This window comes from Enterococcus sp. 9D6_DIV0238, from assembly GCF_002174455.2.
Lineage (GTDB): Bacteria > Bacillota > Bacilli > Lactobacillales > Enterococcaceae > Enterococcus_L > Enterococcus_L dunnyi.
Genome location: NZ_CP147246.1, coordinates 1,241,688 through 1,261,705 on the forward strand (window position 1 = coordinate 1,241,688; position 20,018 = coordinate 1,261,705).

Sequence of the window (20,018 nt, forward strand, 5' to 3'; positions counted from 1 at the left end):
TTTTTCTTCTCCTAGTGAAGAATGAAGTAAGATTGTTTTACCCTATATCATTGGATAAAAATTAAAAAAACTCTGTCTCTCATTAAGCGAGAGACAGAGTTTTTACATTCAAAAATTATTGAGCCACTGGATAAACAGACACTTTAAAATTAATGTTTTCCATTGTTTTCCATCATTGAACAAACAGCTAGTCGTCGCATTTTCTACGATATGATAAGTTCTATCATTTTCCACTATTTTTGATAAAGTATGGTCATTTCTTTATCCACACCATCAAATTAGTATAGTTGTTATTTTCGCAAAAAGGACTTCAAACATCGAAGTCCTTTTAAATCATTCATATTAAAAATTATAAATTGTTCTATACCAAGTATACCCTCCACCTGGAACAGGAATTGTTATTGGAAGAGTATTCCCCTGAACTGTCATAGGATAGTTCCACCAAGGGTTCCATACATAATACACTCTATAGGGCTTCCCACCACTTGGGTTCTCATTATCCACCCAGCCATATAAAGCAAATGCATGTCTAGATTTACTGGTCTGACTTCCATAACCAATTCCACCAAGATACAAAGCATTTCCTTTGCGTAAATTGCTTTCTATCACACTGTGTGATACTGTACTTTCTACTATTTTTGGATATGTTTTTCTGTAGTTTGCATAAGCAAGTATCTGTTGTGGAGAAACACCATTTTGTTCCCTCTGTTTTGCTGTTAGTTTAGGATATGAATAATTCACAATATCAACCGCTCTTGTTGCACGAGCATCTACCTTATTACTCAAAATAGCAGCAGTAACAAAAGCAGCACACCACGGAACATCTCCTTGAGTTTCATTAATTTTCCAATTTATCATCGCATAATTTTTTGCTGTACTAACACTTGAACGTGATAACTTAGAATTTTTTGAAATATTATCTTGCTTAACAAAATCCGTTTGTTCAGATATATCCTTTTCTTCAACATTACTCTCTGCTGACTGTAATGTCTCATTTGCATCTTCTATTGTAAGTTCGGTGGTTTCACTTTTTTTATTTGAGAATTCATCTATAGGTGCTTCAAATATTTTTTCAATTGTGTCGTTTATTTTATAAAAGATATCATCCTCTTTTACAAAAAAAGAAATAGGCTCGCCATTAGCAGAATCAATTGCAGCATTAACCTCATTTACTAGAAAACGAGAAACTGATGAAACATATTCCCCAAGTTCGTTTTTACGCACTGAATAAAGAAACTCTAGTTTTCCATCTAGATAAACTGGATAGTACACAGTTCCTGTTTCTGTTTTTTCTCCATCGAACATTGAAAAAGCTGACCCTAATGAATAATCGGATGCACTTATATTATTGCCTTCTAAAAACAATATTGATGTCAGTGCGAGTCCAAAATCGTTTTTCGCAAATTGATCCACTTCTCCTGATACAGATTCAGTTTGGATAATAACATCTGCACCTTCAGTGGCGTTTGCAGTTACATCTTGAAATGAAACTGCTCCAAATAAAAGCAACATTGACAAAACTATTTTTTTCATATAAAACTCCTTACTAATAGTATTAATATTATTTCTAATATTAAATTAATAATATCTAAAAGCGATTTATTTGTCAAACTGGATCGGTTTACCAGTCCCCTCAATACCTTCAGTTCCATCAATACTTTTTGTATATATCATTTCATTATCTGATAACTTAAATGTTAAAACCATTTTTTCATATTTGAGAATCATGGTATCTTTTGTAACTGTATCTACAACACAAGTATATTTATACTTCTGAACACTATTTTCAAACAATTCTGCGACGATATGTTCATTCCCCGATCTAACAAGATTTAATTCATATATCGAGTCTTCCCCTTTGCCTTTCCAAGTCTTTAAAAACATATCTGAGGCCTCCTCTTTTCTTTCTGTTTTACAACTACTAAGACTAATCAAACATATTAGAACTACTAAAATTACAGATAATCTCTTCACTAATTCTCCTCACTTTCTGAAATAACATGATGTACAATACATTTTAACACATAATGTAAGAGATATAAATAAGAGCAAACAAAAAAAGCTCCCGTCTCGTAAGAGATAGGAGCTAAAGGAGTTTTACCCTAAGGTAAAATGAAAAAATAAATAGGGTTGTTGCTAGTATAAGTTAAATATACTACTATTAGAAATCACACACAAGAAATTAGATTTCCTGTTTAATTAGCCATATACTAATTGTTGTTTACTGCCACGAACCAACCATACCGCCCCCGTAGGCGACGCAAAGTTGAACTTGTGATAGTCATAGCCATGATCTTTTACGACTTCCCCTGTATCTGCTACTCTACTTTCGTTAAATGCAAAGTACATACCAGGTCTAATCGTTTCTTGATCAGCTAGCATTGCTCCAGTAGCTGAATCAATCATATCAACGTCTGTCGCATTGATGTCGTTGTCTGTCCAGTCAAAACCTGCAGGCGCTAATGAGTTACAGCGGATTTGCCATAAGCCATTGATAAATTGGATATCATCTACCTTGTAGGCGTGTCGGCGTTTGTTTGGTGTTGGCGATGTAGGTCTATTGCTCTCTACGTCTTTTTTTAATCGCCATACTTCAAAATAACTAGGTCGATTGACATGTAAATAATAAAATTTATCAAAGCAAAGCCAAACTACCTGATATCGGATTACATGGCTTTCATCATACACATGCATCTATGCTTTACAATGCCCAAGCGACGGATAAAGCAGTTGCTGAACGTCTAGGACACTCAAACATTAAAACAAATTTAGATATCTATACTCATCTATCCGATGATCAAAAAGAAAAAACAACTGATAAATTGATACGATATGTCGATTTTTAGAAAGTATGGTCAAATGTATGGTCAATAATTATTTTAAAACAAAAAAAATAGCCAAATCCCTTGCAGCACAAAGGATTCAGCTTATTATTAATTTGCCACTGGATAAACAGACACTTGTTTTTTGTCACGGCCTTTACGTTCGAAACGTACTACACCATCAACTTTAGCAAATAAAGTGTCATCGCCACCAATACCTACGTTAGCTCCTGGATAAATTTTAGTTCCGCGTTGACGGTATAAAATTGATCCACCAGTAACAGTTTGGCCATCAGCACTCTTAGCGCCTAAGCGTTTAGATTCTGAATCACGTCCGTTGGAAGTAGAACCTCCACCTTTTTTATGGGCGAATAATTGTAAATTCATATTTAGTAACATCGTCTGCACCTCCTATTTTTCATTTATAGTTTTGACTTGAATAAATTCAAGGTTTTCTTGTTCGATTGCTTGTAAACCTAATAAAAGATTTTCCAAGAGAATTTGGGCAATATTGGTTTGTTCCTGATTCGCTTTTGAAATCATTTCAACATAAAGGTAGCCACCTTCAGCTTCATTGGTTTCAACGATCGGTTCAAAACCTGCTAGAGCATCGATCCCATTGACTGTACTGATCGTTAATGCAGAAACTGCTGCACAAACGATGTCACTGCCATAGGGTCCTGATTCAGCATGCCCGGTTACTTCAAAAGAAATGATCTGACCTGCATCATTTCGTTTAAAAGAACTTTTAATCATTGATAGGCCTTCTTTCCTATGCAACTTAAAAGAATTATGCGTTGATTGCTTCGATCACGACTTTTGTATACGGTTGACGGTGACCTTGTTTACGGTGAGTGTGTTTTTTAGGTTTGTATTTGAAAGTAACGACTTTCTTTTGTTTGCCGTGTTTTTCAACAGTTCCTTCGACAGTTGCACCTGCAACAGTTGGAGCTCCTACTTTCGTAGATTCGCCACCTACTAAGATAACTTCGTCAAAAACAACTTTTTCGCCAGCTTCTACGTCTAATTTTTCAACGTAAATTGCTTGACCTACCTCAACTTTTACTTGTTTACCACCAGTTTTGATAATTGCGTACATGCTATACAGCACCTCCTTCTTCTAAACTTAGACTCGCCATCCCAAGTGATGAGGATCTCATGCTTAAGACTTGTTCTGTGCGGTTGTAGCTGTGGAGACCACAATTACAACAGTAATACTATATCAAAATAAGGTAAGAGAGTCAATGAAAACTTGAGTTTTCCGTTACTTTCTCTGCTTCTAAAAAAACTTTAGCGTTATTTCTAATTAATGATTGACTTTGTTTTACATGTTCATTATAATAAATTTTGTCGTGTTATTCATGCGCCAATAGCTCAGCTGGATAGAGCACTCGCCTTCTAAGCGAGCGGTCGGGAGTTCGAATCTCTCTTGGCGTATAGTACCGAATTATAAAAAGCACAGAATGAACAATAAATTGTTCATTCTGTGCTTTTTAAAACTTATATTTCAATGACTTAACTAGGAAATTCTTTTTCCGTATAATAAATTCCAGATCCTTGAAATGGATATTCTGCTGATGGAATGGTACTAGTAGTTAACACCCTAAAGTTACTGCCAGCCATATATAAGGTAGCAGGAATCTGCTCACCACCTGTAGATCCATAAGATATACCAAAACTACCTGTACTATGTGGTTCAAATCCTTCAGGTATCTTCGCAACGTTCACCCATCGTACAGGACCTGTAATAGTCAAATATGATCCGACTATAACCATGTTTCCTATACGCCAAAGTCGTATATACCCACTTTTAATATTGGCATTAACTGTTGAATCTAAAGTAATTTCCTTGTAAACCGTACCCTTATCAACTGCAATAGGAACATTGTTGATTTGTGGAACACTCGTAAAATTCTTCACCCCAGCAATATCTTCATCACCCGTTTTTTTCACCAATGTTTCATCTAGTCCATCAATCGCGCTTGTATGTGTCTTCGGATAAAGTAAATTCCCTTTTTCTTCTAATTGTACGATATCTGCCATTATACTGATCCCACCTTATTAAATGTTATTGTTGGTAATGTATCTAATTTTTTCTTATCTGCCGCACTCATCAACCCGTTTACTGTTTGAGTTGCAGCAGCAGTCGTTGTTGCATTTGTTCCAGCAGGTCCTTGAGGGCCAGTTGCTCCTTGTGCTCCTGTTAGTCCTTGCGGGCCTGCTGGACCCGTTTCTCCTTTTTCCCCTTTGATCGTTGTGATCCCTTCAACTGCACTTACATGCGTTTTTGGATAGACAACGACGCCATCGCTTTTTAATTCAACGATATCTGTCATACTGATCCCACCTTATCTATTGTGATTCCTGTTCCTTCAACGCCTAAATCCTTTGCTGTCAGTGTGATATCTCCTGTTTTACCATTGATAGAGGTCACACCTGTTCCTACATTTTCGATACTCTCAAATCCTAGAATCGCACTTACATGCGTTTCCGGAAACACTTGGCGTTTCACACCTGCTGGATCTGTTTCCATAACTTTTTTGATTTCTACTTCATTTGCCATTAAACGGAGCCCACCTTTCGTAAAAAGAATGTATCTTGTTTTTGACTGTCGATTTCAGCAATGACCAATGCTGAAGCTTCTTTTTTATGCGGCACTGTCCCTACTTTTGTCATACCATGGTTCAAGCTGAATTTATCATCACGAATCGTTCGTAAAATACCTGTTTCTCCGCTTTTCAACGTGAAATGAGATTGTTTTAGCTCTTCGATCAAATTCAGCAGATTCCCCGCTGCGTTCTCATCTAGAATGGTTTTAATAGAAGCAAACCACTCATCGAAGGCTGCTCTTTTAACAGCAGTCCACTGATCGAAACGCTCCTGATTTGACGTGATCCATCCTTGAAATTCATTGATGATCCGCTGTAATTCTGCTTGTGCAACGAGATACCAGTCATCATAAATTTCCTGACAGGTTTTCACCCATTCTGTAAAATAGCGTAAGATTTCTTCAAAGGTCCAAATATAATTACTGTCTTTGATTCCATCTTCGTAAATACTTTCTTTTACTTGATAAGCAAAATCTCTTGTTGAAAATTGCTGACGCCAGCTTAGATCCTTTTGGAGTTCTCTAAAGCTGAAGTAGGCTGTATTTTCTCCCACTGACTGCATATCATAATTGGTTAATGTATATTGAATTTTCCCTTTTTTTGCATCAATGATCTTAGTCACTTTCTGTTCAGATAGTCCTAAGCCGGCATGATGTCCTTGTTTCACACAGAAAAAGGGAGTTAAATTTGAAATGTCTTTTGGTTTGCCGTGTTCTGTGATCGTAACATCCAACACTTGAGTGCCTTCGTCAAATTGACGAATGACCATCGTTGGAATGTTGTCATTCGATTGTGTGATGGATAAAAAAATTGGATAAACGATAGACATTCACTCACTCCTTTCTAAAAATCGATTATTTGGGTGGGATGACGATTGAGCTGATCTCACTCGATCCGACCCATGTACGTTCGTATCTTTCTATAATTTGACCTTTGCCAATATTTTGTTCGTAGGTTTGAAAACCTCCAGCAGTTAATCCTCTGATAACGCCGGTATGTCCATAGGTATAATCAACATTAAAGCCTCCGATATTTCCGCCACGCCTCCAATTGATGATTGCGCCTGTAACTAGGTCTTTGTATTCAGGTTGAAAAATGACTCTCCAACCCACTGCTGCCCAATCGTACGAACTACCGATATCAGCTGCCGCAGCTGTGTTTCCAATCACGTGACTTAAACCATATTGAGTTTCTGCGCCTAATCCACAACCACCTAAAAAGCCTGAATATTCAGCCGGTACAGCATAGCACTGTCCATTCCCCCAATATTGGCCCACTAATGATTCTAGATGATCCAATCCTGCTTTGCCCGCTCCTGTTGACGGCTTTAAATCTTTAAATTTGTTGTACCATTCTTGTGCATAACCTTGTCTTTCTGGGTGAGCATTTTTAGGACGTTCAAAATTCATTTCAAAAGCATAGGCTGCCGTCGCCGGGTCCGTAAGTCCTTTAAACCCATCAACCCCAGTTGGATGGACGACACCAAGCCATTGACCATTATACATACACCAATCAATCAGTTTGACTTGAGCTAATGTTGATTTATAGTCATTGGTAATCCCAGCAGCTCCAACAAGACGTTTAACATACTCACGACCATCCCAAGTCGGACTTCCAATCAGTGGATAACTTGAACCATCCCACTGTACTAAACCATAAGCTGGCCCATCTATTTGATCTGTATCAGGATCCATCGTTCCGCCCGTTTCTTGTTGAACATTTCCTAAAATTCCAGCTGCTGCAGCTTGGCTGTACCCATTAGAGACTAGGTAACTCCATAAATCCCAAGCAAATTTATCTATTTGAGTTGTTATTTCTGGAGGATATCCTCCACCAGTTCCACCATTGCCGCCGCTACCATTACCGTTTCCAGTGATTTCTTTCCCATTCAAGAAGAGTTTTCCTTTTATGTGTAAGTCACCATTAATTGCTCCTTGCCCATACAATCGCCAAATTTTCTTATCGGCAGTTGATTCTTTCGGTATTTCAAATACAGGGCCTGGTGCTCGTTCTTCTTTAGAAATCGCCGAACCAATAGCAAATTGATATCCAGGAATCTGACATATCGCAACACCAACAGGTTCCTTGGTTTTACTATCCACTGTTGCCCCAATCCAAGCTTCTTCTTCATTTTTCTTTTGGTTTCTAAAAGCTATAGTTCCATTTGATTGAAGTTTTATCTGAAAAGCATTATCACTTTTTGTTTGGACGTTGACACCTTCTAATGTGCCTGCCTGAATGAAATCAGCATTAAACTTCCCATCGATTGTCCAAGCTGTTTTTGGTTGATTGGTAAATTTATCTTTTATAAACCCGATTCCATCTGAATTCATCACTAAAAAATTGCTACTTTTTTCTAATGAGTCACCATTCATAAATACCATCTGATACGGTTCTCGACTATCAGACTTTCCTGTCTCGATCCCGTTCATCAATTTGATCGATCCGCCTTTTGCTCCGCGAATAATATCATCTTGCCATTTAGAGATTTCTTCTGAATCATAAAATGTCATCTTTTTTTCTTCTAAGGAAGCAACATTTCCTTTTAAATCTGATGCGGCTTTTGACATACTTTTTGTGATATTATCTCCTAATCCAGCTTCCACTTTTCCTGTCAAACGATCGATTTTGACTTTAAAAATCCGTGTTTGATAATGGTAGTTGCGTTCATGATGATGGATCGTCACTGTGTTCCCGATCGCATCGCCGCCTAAGACTTCTGTTTTAAACTGTGTGAGCGGGCGAGAATAGTTCACAAGTGCCTCATAGGTTTGTTTTAGTAATTCTTTTGGCTCTTCAACTTCATCAAAAGTGATGACCTTTTCTCGTTTTCGCATTCCGCCATTTTTTAAAGGAATGCCGTATTGCTTCGTCATCTCAGGAAATTCTAACCAGTTTTGTCCCTTCGGCTTATCTAATGGATCGCCGTTTGACTTCTTCCATTCGATCGTTGTAAATTCAGCACGCTTGCCTTTACCATCACCGACATCTTCTCCGCGTCCACGACCGATCAAGCTTGTATAGACTTCATTGCGATCTTGCTCTTTAACAATACTTAGTGCTTTATCACCATACGTAAAACGCTGATTGCTCTGTATACCGATTTCACGATAGACTTCTACCCATTTTTCAGTGATCCCAATACCGTCGACCTTATATTTAAACAGGATCTCACAGCCTTTAGTCTGTAGCTCTTTCAAGGCATCACGAATCGATAAATAACTAAAGTCTGCAGTTACTGAAGGGAGTCCACTATCTACGTGACCGATCTGCCATTCTGTCTCTTGTAATAACTTTTGAAGCGTTGATTTAATAGAAACATTTTTTACCGAAATATTTTTTATGACATATGAATCCAACTCATCCGGTGCAAAAGCGATACCTACAAATGAAAGAATATTTTCAGCTTCACTATCGACAACAATGCGGTACAAGCTGTAAAAGTCTTTACTTTCCTTTACAGCCATATATGAGGCCCCTTTTAATTCCTCATCATAAATTGTGGAAACATTCAAGGTATCATGGAGCAATTCTTCTTTATTGTTTGTGATCTCTTTTTCCTGAACAATCTCTACTAATTCCTTTTCATTTACGATCCGAAGAAGGTGTTGCTGTTCATCAAAAAAATAGACACTTGTCATAATTGCACCTCCCGATAAGCGATCGTCATTTGACCATTACTACATGTGATTGTTTGCCCTTCCTTAATACTGAAATTTTCAAAATCACTTTCTAAGTCCAATAAAAAGGTTTGGTCGATTCCGTTCACAAATACCTTGCCTTTTAAGAAATCAAATACGACCTGATCATCAGCACTTAAGTTATAGCTGGTAATTTTTATTGTCTTGTCTTCATTTTGAATCAACAGTGTGCCAAATTTAGCAATCTTCACAGTGATTTTTTCAGGTGTCACTGGATATGGTAAATAAGTTGTGATTTGGCTGTCAGTTGATAGCAAAAGCGAATACTTTTTGGGATCATTACAAAGTAGTTCAAAGCTTGCGATGATATTATTCGTATCGCCACGCACCTCATCTGTTGTGACATATTGACCGTAATAGTGGTAATCAAGCTCATCTTTAAAGCGAAGCTCGACATCCTTTTCCCGATAAAGCAGCTGCATCAAACGATGGTATTTTTTTTGCACATCCTGAGCATTTTTGCCCATCAATTGATAGGTGACTTTGATCGTTCTAGCAGGTAATTTTTGATTTAATTTGATACTTCCAACTTGTGTGTTCTGTGTTTCGATGTCCAGTGATAGCATTTCTCGGCCGGTAACAGCTAAGGTTCGATATCCTTCGATCATTTTTTCGATATAAACACCGTCATACATCATTGCAGAAGAAGGAAGGATCAACTCATCTTTATGACCTTTTTCTAGTGTGTCTTCAAAATAATACATCTCTTTCCTCCTTCTAAAATGCTAAATTGATTGCAGCATCTTGTCCCATTGCTTCAGAAATATCTGAGACAAAAGCTTTAAACTGCTGGTTGCCAAAGTTGATATTGAATGTTGCAGGTTGCTTTTCTTTTTGCTGTGTTTGCGTGCTGCTGGAATGAATAGATAATTGTTGAACCGTGTCGACTTGTTGATCTAAGCTGTCTAAACTTGGTAATATCACTTTAGAGGCTAAGTCATCCATCGGCTGATCGATCACATGAGCATTTCGTTCGATTCCGATAGCAAGACCAGCTGGGAGCATAGCTCCGATTTCATCACGCATCCAGCGGGAAGGTGAGTGGATGTTGAATTTTTCTGCCAAAAAGTTTTTGACTCCATTTCCAAAAGCTTCTAACTTTTCCCAAACCCATTTTGCTCCTTTGGCAATTCCGTTAGCTAAACCCTTAATAATATTACTTCCTATTTCAAATAAGTCTATTCCTGTAACTGCTTTGATAATTTCATTTGCCACTTTCCATCCCGCCGTTGATACATCTGGTAAAATATCAATGATTCCGCCGATAAAGGTCATTAATAGTTTTCCAGCTGCTAGTAAAATATCCGGCAAACTATCCCATAATCCTTTACATAAAGCGCCTACGATTTTAATTGCTGCGTCAATCAGTGTCGGTAATTGTTCTAAAAGTGTACCAACAAGTGTTGTAATCGCTTCTAATGCTACTGGTATCAATTTAGGTAATACAGATGCTATTCCTTCAGCAAGTTTTGTTAATATTTCGACCCCTTTTTGGATAATTTCAGGTAATTTACTAGTCACATTTTCTGTGAATGACTGAATAATATTAGTCACAGTTGTTATGATTTGGTCTTTATTCGCTAAAATACCATCCACTAAAGCCATCAATAAATCTAATCCCGTTAATAATAGTTGGGGTGCTGCAGATAATAAGCTTGTTGCTAATGATTCTATCAGCATCAAAGCTGCTGGAATTAAAGTAGGTAAGCTGTCAATTACACCTTGAACCAAGGCATCAATCAAATTGATAGCACTTTGCATAATCACTGGTAAATTGACTGAAATCGCTTCTGCTAAACTTGCTACTAATTGCGCTCCTGAAGTAATCAAATCAGGTAGCTTGTCAGTAATACCTTTAACAAAATTGGTAATAAGCTCTGGACCTTTTTCAATTACCATAGTCAGCATACCTTGAATCTGTTCCCCAAACTGATTATTAATTAATCCAAAGCCTGCAAGTGCAACCCCAAGTATTGCAGCTGGACCAAGCAATTTAAGGGCAACACCAAAAACGGACGATAGCCCTTGAACCATAGTACTTAATGCTGTAGTACCTACACCAGCTGATTTTTGAAAAACCGATCCAATTCCACCTAAAGATTTCGTTAATAATGGTACATTTTGAGTGGCATTTTTCATTCCTTCAGAGATAGATTCAAAGAAAATTTCTGCATCAATTGCTTTTAAACCAATTTTATCCATTGCAGAGGCTACTCCTGATTCCATGCTCAACATTGATAAAACAGTTTTGGGCGCCAAATTACTTACGGTTCTAGCTACGTCATTCGTAAATCCACTAACTTTCGTCTCTACACTATCAAATGCAGGCAAAATGCTTCCTGGAATACTTTTAAATGAAGACCCTACTTTTGAAAAGACACTACCCACTTTATTTGTAGCACTTTCAGATTTTGATGCAAATAAGTCAAAAGCTCCTGCAGCCTTACCTATTTGATTTTGGGCCATTGCGCCAAAGTTTGTTACAATCCCCTGAACATTTGACATACCAAAACTTTCTAACATGGTATTTAAAGAAGAAAACGATTCTTTTACTTCGTTAAAATTTGCAGTTATGTTAGAAGAATCCATTGGTGATGAAAACAATTTATCTACACTTTGATTTACACGTTCTAATTTACTAAACACGTCATCTAACGAACCATTTAATCCTTTGTCTATAGCGGACAATACTGCTATTACATCAACCTTTTTTTCCATTTAGTTCCTCCTTTCTAATAAATTTTACGAATTAAAGTTTGCGATCCAATTCTGGAGTTTTTCTTTTTCTTGATTTTTCGGCAAGCTAGGGTCTTTTCCGAGGATTCGTTCCTCTGCTTTTTGATAATTGAAGAATTTCTCAAAGGTTCGATAGACAGGTCTTCCTTTTTTGGTTTGCCCAGCCATGACCGTTGCCCAGGCTTGTAAATGAATATTGTATTGCTGATCTAAGCTTTTTAATTGATAGGCCTTGATCCGCAACTCGTATTCAGGAATCGTCAATCGATCGATCTCATTGAGGTCTTCGATATTCAAATAACGCAAACAGTTGAGCTGCACTTGAGCGTAGCTTGCATCAAAATCATTTTCTTCCGAGTTTACAGTTCGGTTTCCTCCAGCATTTTGTTCACCATCATCGCTGTATATTCGGACTTTTTTAGTTCTTCAATGACCGCTTCAAATAAAGTTTGCGTACCATGTTCTTCCACATATGCTTCTAAATCCTTGATCTGGACTCTTGGTTTTTCTGTTAAATTAGCGATCAATAACGTTTCAAAAAGTGTGTCGACATCTGATAATAATAAATTCGAGATGATCGCCCCTACACCTAATTTCAATTTCATTCCGCCGCGTTCAACAGAATAACGTTGGTTGACTTCCTTTAAAAAACCATATCCAAATTTAAAATTTACTAATTTATCGTTAATTGTAAGCTCCATGATTGTCCTCCTGTTTTTAAGAGTCCGGGACAAAACGAGAAAACAGTTTTGTTCTGGACTCTACTTCTTAATAAACGGTAGCCAAAAGTCAGGTTTTTCAGCAATTTCGCAAAAAACGAGCAATACAAAAAGCGTATTGTCCTTTTTTACTCCAATTGTTCAAACCTAAACGACTTTTGTCTCATCCTCTTATCTATCGTTACTCAGCCGCTTCTACTTTGACTGTATCTTTAAATTCATAATCGCCGCCTTCAGTCGTATCAACGACTAATGAAGCGAATCCGTTTTTACCAGCGCCTTCGATGGCCCATTCTAATGAATATTCCACTTTGTTTTCAGCGGAATCTGTTTCTTCAAATGAGGTGAAAAAGCCTTCAAAATATTTAGCTTTGTATTTACCTTCATTTGCACCTGTACCGATTTCTTTTGTATTGATGCGCCAAATTTGGACACGTTTGTTTTCATCCATTGCGCTTTCTAATTTGTCGATTTGTGTTGAACCGATTTTATAAAGTGTTGTTGCTGAAACCGTTGTTTCGGTCGCTCCTGGCGTGACTACGCTGCCGTCTTTCGTTACAGTTGATTCACTTTCTTTTGATTTTGAATACCCATTTTCTGTGCTGTAAGCTAAGCCCCACGCTTGTTCATTTCCTTCGTCTTCGGCTAAACGAAAACGCCATACTACATCTACTCCACTTAATGCTGTCATTTATTCATTTCCTCCTTCAACTATTGCTGGTTTTCCAGCTCTTTTATACGGTGTTGCGATCGCTTTAATTGAGATGCAAGCTGATTCTTTTTACGCTGTTCTGCGTTTACCCTTTTTTGCAGCTTCTTGATAACTTTCAATTGTTTTTTTATCGCCTTATCCTGCTGCATCAAAGAAACATCTAGTTTCATCCTGCATCTCCTCTCATTTAACGTCTCGGGCGACTTGTGTTACTTGATGAACCTAGTATATAAAGAAATCACCAGTCTAAACTTCCGATTTTCTTTTAAAACAGTCCCAGTTCTCTGTCACTTTTCTTTCAACAGTTGAATCCTTCCCTGATCATTTACGTTAAAAAGTGGGTTGAGTATGTTAAAATAGAAAAGAAATTAACAATAAAAGAGGAAGGGAAGAATGAACATGTTATTGAGCGAGTATAATGAAGAATTTTCAGCATTGATCCACCAATACCAATTAACTGAGGAACAACTTCGTTTTACAGGCACACCTGAAATGCCCTTAAAGATCGCTTTGACAAATCCTTTCATTCATCCGATCGTAGGAATCGAAAATGGACGCTTAACTAATTTTTTTGTATTAGACGAAAAGAAGGATGTCTCTTTATATACTGAAAATGAGCATGCGATTTTACTACGAACTTTTTCTACAGACTCCCGCTATCAAGGGCAAGGCTATGCAAAAAAAGTCTTGCAGCAATTACCAAAATTTACTCAAGAACTCTTTCCAGCAGCTGATGAGATCGTTCTTGCTGTAAATAAAGAAAATAGTGCAGCGCAAGCTCTTTATAAAAAATCTGGTTTTTTACCTATGGATAAGATTGTCGAAGGGATAGCAGGTCCGCAATATGTAATGACCTTGGGATTGCTTTAAAAGGAGGCTGAATCAACGATGAAAAAAATAATAGAAAATGAGCGGTTGTATTTAAGAGAACTTTCAGAAGATGACCTTGAAGATTTATGTGCCATTTTACAAGATGAAGAAACGATGTATGCGTATGAAGCCCCATTTACTGATGAAAAAGTGAGCGATTGGCTCAATTGGAACTTAGCCAGTTATCAAAAAAATCAATTTGGTTTATGGGCGATCGTTGATAAAAATGAAGAGAACTTTGTTGGTCAATGCGGCATTGTTTATTCAGAAGTGGAAGGAAAAAACTTACTAGAAATTGGTTATTTGTTAAACAAACGATATTGGCACAATGGATATGCCAGTGAAGCTAGTGCCTTATGTTTAAACTATGCAAAAAATATCCTGCAGGCACAAAAAATTTGTTCGATCATTCGAGATACAAATAGTGCTTCTCAAAAGGTGGCTGAAAACAATGGTATGACCATTGTTCAGGAGTTTTATAAAGATTATTCTGGTCTGCCAGTGAAACATTATGTTTATAGCATTGATTTAGTGAAGTAAACTGTAAAAAGAAAGTGGTGAATTCTGTGCTCTTTTTAGATCACACGCCTGATTTAAGCCCAATCGATTTAGAAATTTACAAATATGTTGCTGCTCATATCGATGAGGTCGTCTATATGAGGATTCGAGAACTAGCGAAAGAGACTCACAGCAGTACAGCCAGTATTCTTCGTTTTTGTCGAAAATTTGGTTGTGATGGATTTTCCGAATTTAAAATCAAATTGAATCTTTATCGAAAAACCTTAGCTGAACCCATAACGACACATGCCGTTGATGAAACCTCCTTCACTAATTTTATACAGCGATCAACTGAAACGTTTTATCAAGAACGAATGCAGGCTGCTGTAAAATTACTTGCTGAAAAAGATCTGGTTCTATTTATTGGAACGGGCTCTTCAAAAATCATTGCTGAATATGGTGCATTGTACTTTTCTTCTATTTTTAGTATGGCTTTTCATATTGAAGACCCTATCAATCACCCAGTAAATTTTTTCAACAAAAGCATTGCAAAAAACGTCTGTGTTATTGCTCTTTCTGTCAGTGGTGAAAATGAAGCAATCATCAATTACTTAAATCATTTTCTTTCTAATGATTGTGCGATCATTTCGATCACAAATAGTGAAAAATCAACGATTGCCTCTTTATCTGATGTCAATATCCCATACTATATTTCGACAGAAAGAATCGGTGACAGTGATATCACCTCCCAAGTCCCTGCACTTTATACTGTAGAATACTTGGCTAAAGAAGTGCAAAAAAATAAACAAGCGAGCACCTAAGAGGCTGCTGCTTGTTTATTTTTTTATTTAAAGAAATTTGGTAAATAGGCTTTATGTGCTTCTAATAATTCATCCATCACTTCTTTGGCAACGTCTCCGCTTGTGATCAAGGGATTCATCGTGAATGCTTGTAATAACGTTCCATAATCTCCCGTTACTGCCGCTTCGATCGTTAATTCTTCCATAGATTTCATGACTTGCAGCAATCCTCGTTGTCTTGGTTCAAAGCTGCCAAAGTTATATGGAACAGGACCTTTTCCTGTGATCGTACATGTTACTTCAACTGCGCTTTCAGCTGGTAAATCCGTGATCGTTCCGTTATTTCTTGTGCTGACAGTCATTGTTGTACGTTTATCATTGTGGATCGAATTGATGATTTCACAAGCTGCATCACTATAGCGGGCGCCACCGCGCTCTGCAAGTTGTTTTGGTTTGTAGTCTAAGTTTGGATCTTTGTATAATTCAAACAATTCATGCTCGATTTCTTTCACTTTTTCTGCACGTGTCCCATTGTTTTTGAAGTCTTCTAATTCTTCTGCCAACATTTTATCTGTATAGTAGTAATAGTTGTGATACGGGCAAGGAACCATATGTAGATTCTCTACTTGTTCCCAGATCAAATTATTGTCCTTGATATTTGCTACGATCGATTTTGCATCGTCTTGACCATACATGATTTTGATCAGCTCATCTGTGCGGTCTTTTCCATTTTTATCTGTGATCGTATGCCAATGTAAATGATTGATTCCAGCAAATTGGAAGAATAAATCACGGTTTTCCTCCCCTAACAATGCTGCTTCTTCAAAAACGGCATTGACTGGAATATTACATAAACCAACGACTTTGTCCCAATTACCATAACGTAAAACAGCTTCTGTGACCATTCCCGCTGGATTTGTAAAGTTGATCAACCAAGCATTCGGGCATAATTCTTTCATATCTTCAACGATATCTAAAATCACAGGGACGGTTCTCAACGCTTTAAAAATCCCGCCTGCACCATTCGTTTCTTGACCGATCATGCCATGACTTAAAGGAATTCGTTCATCTAAAATACGTGCATCCAATAGTCCTACGCGTAATTGTGTTGTAACAAAATCAGCATCTTTCAATGCTTCACGGCGATCTAACGTTAAATGAACTTCGCAGTCGACACCGGCTGCTTTGACCATTCGTTTAGCCATTTCTCCAACGATTTCTAATTTTTCTTTTCCTGCTTCGATATCTACAAGCCACAATTCACGGATCGGTAATTCGTCGTAACGTTTAATAAATCCTTCAACTAATTCTGGTGTGTAACTTGAACCTCCACCGATCGTTACAATTTTGATTCCTTTTGACATGACCTTCAGCTCCTTAGTAATTTATCTGCTTTCAGTATAGCGTTTCCATGAAAGACCGTATATAGAAATACAGGAAGTCGTTACAGGAATGCAAATAGGTAACTTGTGACATTGTAGTTACGCTGCGTAACAAAAAAAGCATCGAATAGCTGGATCACTCCTGTCCAATACTTTTTCTTCTTTCTTAATCGATCATCATACTCATCAAATGAACATCCAAAAATTCGCCCTCATCTGTTTTAGCGCCCCGCGGCATGATGGCTTCGGTAACAAAACCAATTTTTTCATAAACATGAACAGCGCGTTGATTCCGGTGCTGTACGGTTAATTCCAGCCTTCGGATCACATCACTTTCTTTTGCCCAATCGATCAACTCTTCCATCATCAAACTGCCTAAACCAAAGCCCCAGTAATCTTTTAAGATACTGATACCGATTTCTCCGATGTGTTCCATACGTTTTTTTGCTGATGCTTTCACTGAAGCTGTTCCGATCACTTTGTTATCAGCTAATGCGACCATCAAAACATTATTCTGAGAATCATAGAGATTCCCTAGATTTTCACTCATTTCTTCTATCGTCATCTCCAGTCCTTTTTCATCCATTACTAAAAAAGGCGTTTGGCTGCCAATAATTTTGAGAGCTCGTAAAATCTCTGCAGCATCAGTTGGAATTGCTTCTCGAATCGTAAATTCAACCTCTGTCATTCTTTTTCCTCCATTTTTTGCTGGATTCGTACTAAAAATAGTTCTGACCGTCGTCCGAACGCTTGAATCACAAGTTTTCTTTTCTCCAGATTTTCTGAATCTTTTTCAATTGTGATATCCAGATAATCGTCAGGCATAAATTCACCTAAGAGTTTTCCCCATTCAACAACAGATAAACCGTCTCCTTCAAAATACTCCTCCAACCCTAAATCATCCGCGCCATCCTCAATACGGTAAACATCCATATGATATAACGGCAATCGTCCTTCACGATATTCACGAATGATCGTATAGGTAGGACTTTTGATCATCTGCTCTATCCCTAGCCCTAAAGCGATCCCTTTGGTCATCGTTGTTTTCCCCGCACCGAGATCTCCAGAAAGAATGATCGTATCCCCTGCTCTTGCACTCAAACCAACAAGCTTAGCGATCTCTTCTGTTTCTTTAGGATCATTGATTAAAATCTCCACTTTTTTCACCTGCTTTTCTAACTCGTTGTTCTATCTTTCTATGTAGTGTAGTATACCGAATTATCCTAAAAAAAACTAGAGACCTAAACAAAAACATCCCTCGTTTTGTTTAGCTCTCTAGTCATATAATTAATTCATCAATGATTGTGCTGCAGTGATGATCGATAACTTGTAGATATCTTCTTCATTTGCACCACGAGATAAATCTGAAACAGGTTTGTTCAATCCTTGTAAGATTGGTCCGATCGCTTCAAAGTTACCTAAGCGCTGTGCAATTTTGTAGCCGATGTTTCCTGATTGTAATTCTGGGAAAACAAAGACTGTAGCTTGACCAGCAACTGGTGAATTTGGTGCTTTAAGTTGTGCTACAGAAGCAACATAAGAAGCATCAAATTGTAATTCTCCATCGATTTCCAATTCTGGTGCTAAACTTTTGGCGATTTTAGTCGCTTCAACAACTTTATCAACCTCAGGTGCTTTTGCAGAACCTTTTGTAGAGAAGCTCATCATTGCAACTTTTGGATCGATATCGAATAATTCAGCGGTTTTTGCACTATCAACAGCGATCTCAGCAAGTTCTTGAGCTGTTGGATTTACATTGATCGCACAATCTGCAAAGATATATTTCTCTTGATCGCGTCCGCGAACCATGATCATTGCACCACTTGTACGGCTGATACCTGGTTTTGTTTTGATGATTTGTAATGCAGGGCGAACAGTATCACCTGTTGAGTGGACCGCTCCGCTGACCATACCATCTGCAAGACCCATGTAAGTCAGCATTGTGCCGAAATAATTCACGTCTTTAAGAATCTTACGTGCATCTTCTTCTGTTACTTTACCGTTACGACGTTCAACAAACGATGCAACCATTTCTTCCCATCCTTCATAATTATCAGGATCGATAATAGTGAAGTTTGATGTTTTGATTCCACGAGCATGTGCTGCTTCAACAATGTCTTCTTGCTTTCCGATCAAGATCGGTTCCATTAATTCTTCTGCTTTCAAACGTGCGGCAGCTCCCAAAATACGAGGATCTGTTGCCTCTGGGAAAACAATTTTGATATTGCGGCGAATGACTTTAAATTTTAAGCTATCGAATAATTCCACGATATACCCTCCAATGATTATTTATACAAACTTATCATACACCATTCTTAAAGAAAATAACAGTTATTTCTTGCTGTATTAGTGGAAAAAACACTGATTCTGATATCCTTTTCACAAACTAAGCCATCTGCACTATAACAGATGAGCTCTGTTTTATGACACTGTATCAGGCAACTGCCAGTTGATTGGCGTTTCTCCTAACTGTTCTAATGCTTGATTTGTTTTTGAAAATGGCTTTGAACCAAAGAAGCCACGATGAGCTGCTAAGGGACTTGGATGAGGCGATTTGATAATAATATGTTTATTGGTGTCGATCATCTTGATTTTTTCCTGTGCCGGCTTGCCCCATAAAATAAAGACAATTGATTTTTCCCGCTCATTCAGCTTCTGGATGATTGCATCCGTCAAGTTTTCCCACCCTTGTCCACGATGAGAATAAGCTTGTCCATTTCGAACAGTCAATACAGTGTTTAATAGTAGAACTCCTTGTTTTGCCCAGCTTTCCAAAAAACCATGTGAGACTGGCGGATAGCCCAGATCATCTTGAAGTTCTTTGTAAATATTCATCAATGATGGCGGTGTTCTTACTCCAGGCTGTACTGAAAAACTTAGTCCATGTGCTTGGTTTGGTCCATGATACGGGTCCTGACCTAATATCACAACTTTGACCTCTTCATACGGCGTCAGCTCAAGGGCTGAATAAATATGGTACATATCAGGATAAATGGTTTGGTGACTGTATTCTTGCTTCAAAAATTCACGCAGCTTTAGATAATAGTCTTTGCTGAATTCATCCTTTAAAACATCTTGCCAGCTATTATGAATGATTTCTTTCATTAATACTTCTCCTTTAATATAATTATTTTTTTGCTGTAATTATTCATTAAGTAAAACGTCTATT

At 37.6% G+C, this 20,018-nt stretch carries 25 protein-coding genes, 1 tRNA gene, 1 pseudogene and 1 other annotated feature; of the genes and pseudogenes, 5 read left to right on the plus strand and 22 right to left on the minus strand.

Going from position 1 to position 20,018, the window contains the following annotated elements:
- Positions 1–342: 342 nt before the first annotated feature.
- The 3 genes from A5889_RS05890 to A5889_RS05900 form a co-directional block, all read right to left on the minus strand.
- Positions 343–1,533, minus strand: a complete 1,191-nt coding sequence (locus A5889_RS05890) for a C47 family peptidase (RefSeq protein WP_087641005.1) — start codon at positions 1,531–1,533, stop codon at positions 343–345.
- Positions 1,534–1,599: 66 nt separating this feature from the next.
- Positions 1,600–1,884 carry a hypothetical protein gene (locus A5889_RS05895; RefSeq protein ID WP_207114621.1) on the minus strand — a complete coding sequence of 95 codons (285 nt, stop codon included), beginning with the start codon at positions 1,882–1,884 and terminating at the stop codon, positions 1,600–1,602.
- A 315-nt stretch (positions 1,885–2,199) separates the two neighbouring features.
- Positions 2,200–2,694, minus strand: a complete 495-nt coding sequence (locus A5889_RS05900; protein ID WP_087641004.1) for a lytic exoenzyme target recognition domain-containing protein — start codon at positions 2,692–2,694, stop codon at positions 2,200–2,202.
- Here A5889_RS05900 and A5889_RS05905 point away from each other — a divergent pair.
- Positions 2,631–2,846: pseudogene (locus A5889_RS05905) on the plus strand (tyrosine-type recombinase/integrase); the annotation flags it as partial. The gene A5889_RS05900 and the pseudogene A5889_RS05905 sit on opposite strands and share 64 nt — an antisense overlap.
- An 87-nt stretch (positions 2,847–2,933) precedes the next feature.
- Here A5889_RS05905 and rpmA read toward each other — a convergent pair.
- Genes rpmA through rplU form a run of 3 tightly spaced genes read right to left on the minus strand, consistent with a single transcriptional unit; the run spans position 2,934 to position 3,921 of the window.
- Positions 2,934–3,221 carry a 50S ribosomal protein L27 gene (gene rpmA, locus A5889_RS05910; RefSeq protein ID WP_071876565.1) on the minus strand — a complete coding sequence of 96 codons (288 nt, stop codon included), beginning with the start codon at positions 3,219–3,221 and terminating at the stop codon, positions 2,934–2,936.
- Between the two features lie 12 nt (positions 3,222–3,233).
- The gene (locus tag A5889_RS05915; RefSeq protein ID WP_087641002.1) at positions 3,234–3,578 is read right to left on the minus strand and encodes a ribosomal-processing cysteine protease Prp; all 345 of its coding nucleotides are present in this window, start codon (positions 3,576–3,578) and stop codon (positions 3,234–3,236) included.
- A 34-nt stretch (positions 3,579–3,612) separates the two neighbouring features.
- Positions 3,613–3,921, minus strand: a complete 309-nt coding sequence (rplU, locus tag A5889_RS05920) for a 50S ribosomal protein L21 (RefSeq protein WP_069661579.1) — start codon at positions 3,919–3,921, stop codon at positions 3,613–3,615.
- Positions 3,922–3,940: 19 nt separating this feature from the next.
- Positions 3,941–4,016, minus strand: a sequence feature (ribosomal protein L21 leader region).
- 169 nt (positions 4,017–4,185) lie between these two features.
- Between rplU and A5889_RS05925 the strand changes: the two genes are divergently transcribed.
- Positions 4,186–4,259, plus strand: a tRNA-Arg gene (locus A5889_RS05925).
- A gap of 78 nt (positions 4,260–4,337) precedes the next feature.
- Here the strand turns inward: A5889_RS05925 and A5889_RS05930 are convergent.
- The 11 genes from A5889_RS05930 to A5889_RS05980 all read right to left on the minus strand — a co-directional run bounded on the left by A5889_RS05930 (position 4,338) and on the right by A5889_RS05980 (position 13,469).
- Entirely contained in the window at positions 4,338–4,865 is a 528-nt protein-coding gene (locus A5889_RS05930) for a hypothetical protein (protein WP_087641001.1), read from the minus strand.
- Entirely contained in the window at positions 4,865–5,158 is a 294-nt protein-coding gene (locus A5889_RS05935) for a collagen-like protein (RefSeq protein ID WP_087641000.1), read from the minus strand. Before A5889_RS05935 ends, A5889_RS05930 begins: the two co-directional genes overlap by 1 nt.
- Positions 5,155–5,385: a hypothetical protein gene (locus tag A5889_RS05940; RefSeq protein ID WP_087640999.1), complete on the minus strand. Its 231-nt coding sequence runs from the start codon at positions 5,383–5,385 to the stop codon at positions 5,155–5,157. The genes A5889_RS05935 and A5889_RS05940 overlap by 4 nt, the downstream gene beginning before the upstream one ends.
- Complete coding sequence (locus tag A5889_RS05945) at positions 5,385–6,260, minus strand: phage baseplate upper protein (RefSeq protein WP_087640998.1); 876 nt, start codon at positions 6,258–6,260, stop codon at positions 5,385–5,387. The genes A5889_RS05940 and A5889_RS05945 overlap by 1 nt, the downstream gene beginning before the upstream one ends.
- Positions 6,261–6,285: 25 nt before the next feature.
- Positions 6,286–9,075, minus strand: coding sequence for a phage tail spike protein (locus A5889_RS05950; RefSeq protein WP_087640997.1), 2,790 nt, complete (start codon positions 9,073–9,075; stop codon positions 6,286–6,288).
- Positions 9,069–9,836, minus strand: a complete 768-nt coding sequence (locus tag A5889_RS05955; protein ID WP_087640996.1) for a distal tail protein Dit — start codon at positions 9,834–9,836, stop codon at positions 9,069–9,071. Before A5889_RS05955 ends, A5889_RS05950 begins: the two co-directional genes overlap by 7 nt.
- 13 nt (positions 9,837–9,849) lie before the next feature.
- Positions 9,850–11,850, minus strand: coding sequence for a phage tail protein (locus A5889_RS05960; protein WP_087640995.1), 2,001 nt, complete (start codon positions 11,848–11,850; stop codon positions 9,850–9,852).
- A gap of 24 nt (positions 11,851–11,874) precedes the next feature.
- Positions 11,875–12,174, minus strand: coding sequence for a hypothetical protein (locus A5889_RS05965; RefSeq protein ID WP_225533645.1), 300 nt, complete (start codon positions 12,172–12,174; stop codon positions 11,875–11,877).
- A 53-nt stretch (positions 12,175–12,227) separates the two neighbouring features.
- Entirely contained in the window at positions 12,228–12,569 is a 342-nt protein-coding gene (locus tag A5889_RS05970; protein WP_087640994.1) for a tail assembly chaperone, read from the minus strand.
- A 199-nt stretch (positions 12,570–12,768) separates the two neighbouring features.
- A complete protein-coding gene (locus A5889_RS05975; protein ID WP_087640993.1) occupies positions 12,769–13,278 on the minus strand; it encodes a phage major tail protein, TP901-1 family in 510 nt (169 codons plus the stop codon).
- A gap of 20 nt (positions 13,279–13,298) precedes the next feature.
- Positions 13,299–13,469, minus strand: coding sequence for a hypothetical protein (locus A5889_RS05980; RefSeq protein ID WP_176372832.1), 171 nt, complete (start codon positions 13,467–13,469; stop codon positions 13,299–13,301).
- 223 nt (positions 13,470–13,692) lie between these two features.
- On the opposite strand from A5889_RS05980, the gene A5889_RS05985 reads away from it, so the two are divergent.
- Genes A5889_RS05985 through A5889_RS05995 form a run of 3 tightly spaced genes read left to right on the plus strand, consistent with a single transcriptional unit; the run spans position 13,693 to position 15,488 of the window.
- Positions 13,693–14,169, plus strand: a complete 477-nt coding sequence (locus A5889_RS05985; RefSeq protein WP_242585528.1) for a GNAT family N-acetyltransferase — start codon at positions 13,693–13,695, stop codon at positions 14,167–14,169.
- A gap of 18 nt (positions 14,170–14,187) precedes the next feature.
- Positions 14,188–14,709, plus strand: a complete 522-nt coding sequence (locus A5889_RS05990; RefSeq protein WP_087640992.1) for a GNAT family N-acetyltransferase — start codon at positions 14,188–14,190, stop codon at positions 14,707–14,709.
- 26 nt (positions 14,710–14,735) lie between these two features.
- Positions 14,736–15,488 carry a MurR/RpiR family transcriptional regulator gene (locus A5889_RS05995; protein ID WP_087640991.1) on the plus strand — a complete coding sequence of 251 codons (753 nt, stop codon included), beginning with the start codon at positions 14,736–14,738 and terminating at the stop codon, positions 15,486–15,488.
- Between the two features lie 23 nt (positions 15,489–15,511).
- Here A5889_RS05995 and A5889_RS06000 read toward each other — a convergent pair whose 3' ends face one another.
- The 5 genes from A5889_RS06000 to A5889_RS06020 all read right to left on the minus strand — a co-directional run bounded on the left by A5889_RS06000 (position 15,512) and on the right by A5889_RS06020 (position 19,954).
- Positions 15,512–16,831 (minus strand): 6-phospho-beta-glucosidase, encoded by a 1,320-nt coding sequence (locus tag A5889_RS06000; protein WP_087640990.1) that lies wholly within the window; start codon positions 16,829–16,831, stop codon positions 15,512–15,514.
- Between the two features lie 184 nt (positions 16,832–17,015).
- Positions 17,016–17,537, minus strand: coding sequence for a GNAT family N-acetyltransferase (locus tag A5889_RS06005; RefSeq protein WP_087640989.1), 522 nt, complete (start codon positions 17,535–17,537; stop codon positions 17,016–17,018).
- The gene (gene tsaE / locus A5889_RS06010) at positions 17,534–18,007 is read right to left on the minus strand and encodes a tRNA (adenosine(37)-N6)-threonylcarbamoyltransferase complex ATPase subunit type 1 TsaE (protein ID WP_087640988.1); all 474 of its coding nucleotides are present in this window, start codon (positions 18,005–18,007) and stop codon (positions 17,534–17,536) included. The genes A5889_RS06005 and tsaE overlap by 4 nt, the downstream gene beginning before the upstream one ends.
- A 129-nt stretch (positions 18,008–18,136) precedes the next feature.
- Entirely contained in the window at positions 18,137–19,117 is a 981-nt protein-coding gene (gene pta, locus A5889_RS06015) for a phosphate acetyltransferase (protein WP_087640987.1), read from the minus strand.
- Positions 19,118–19,270: 153 nt separating this feature from the next.
- Positions 19,271–19,954, minus strand: coding sequence for a uracil-DNA glycosylase (locus A5889_RS06020; RefSeq protein ID WP_087640986.1), 684 nt, complete (start codon positions 19,952–19,954; stop codon positions 19,271–19,273).
- Positions 19,955–20,018 lie beyond the last annotated feature (64 nt).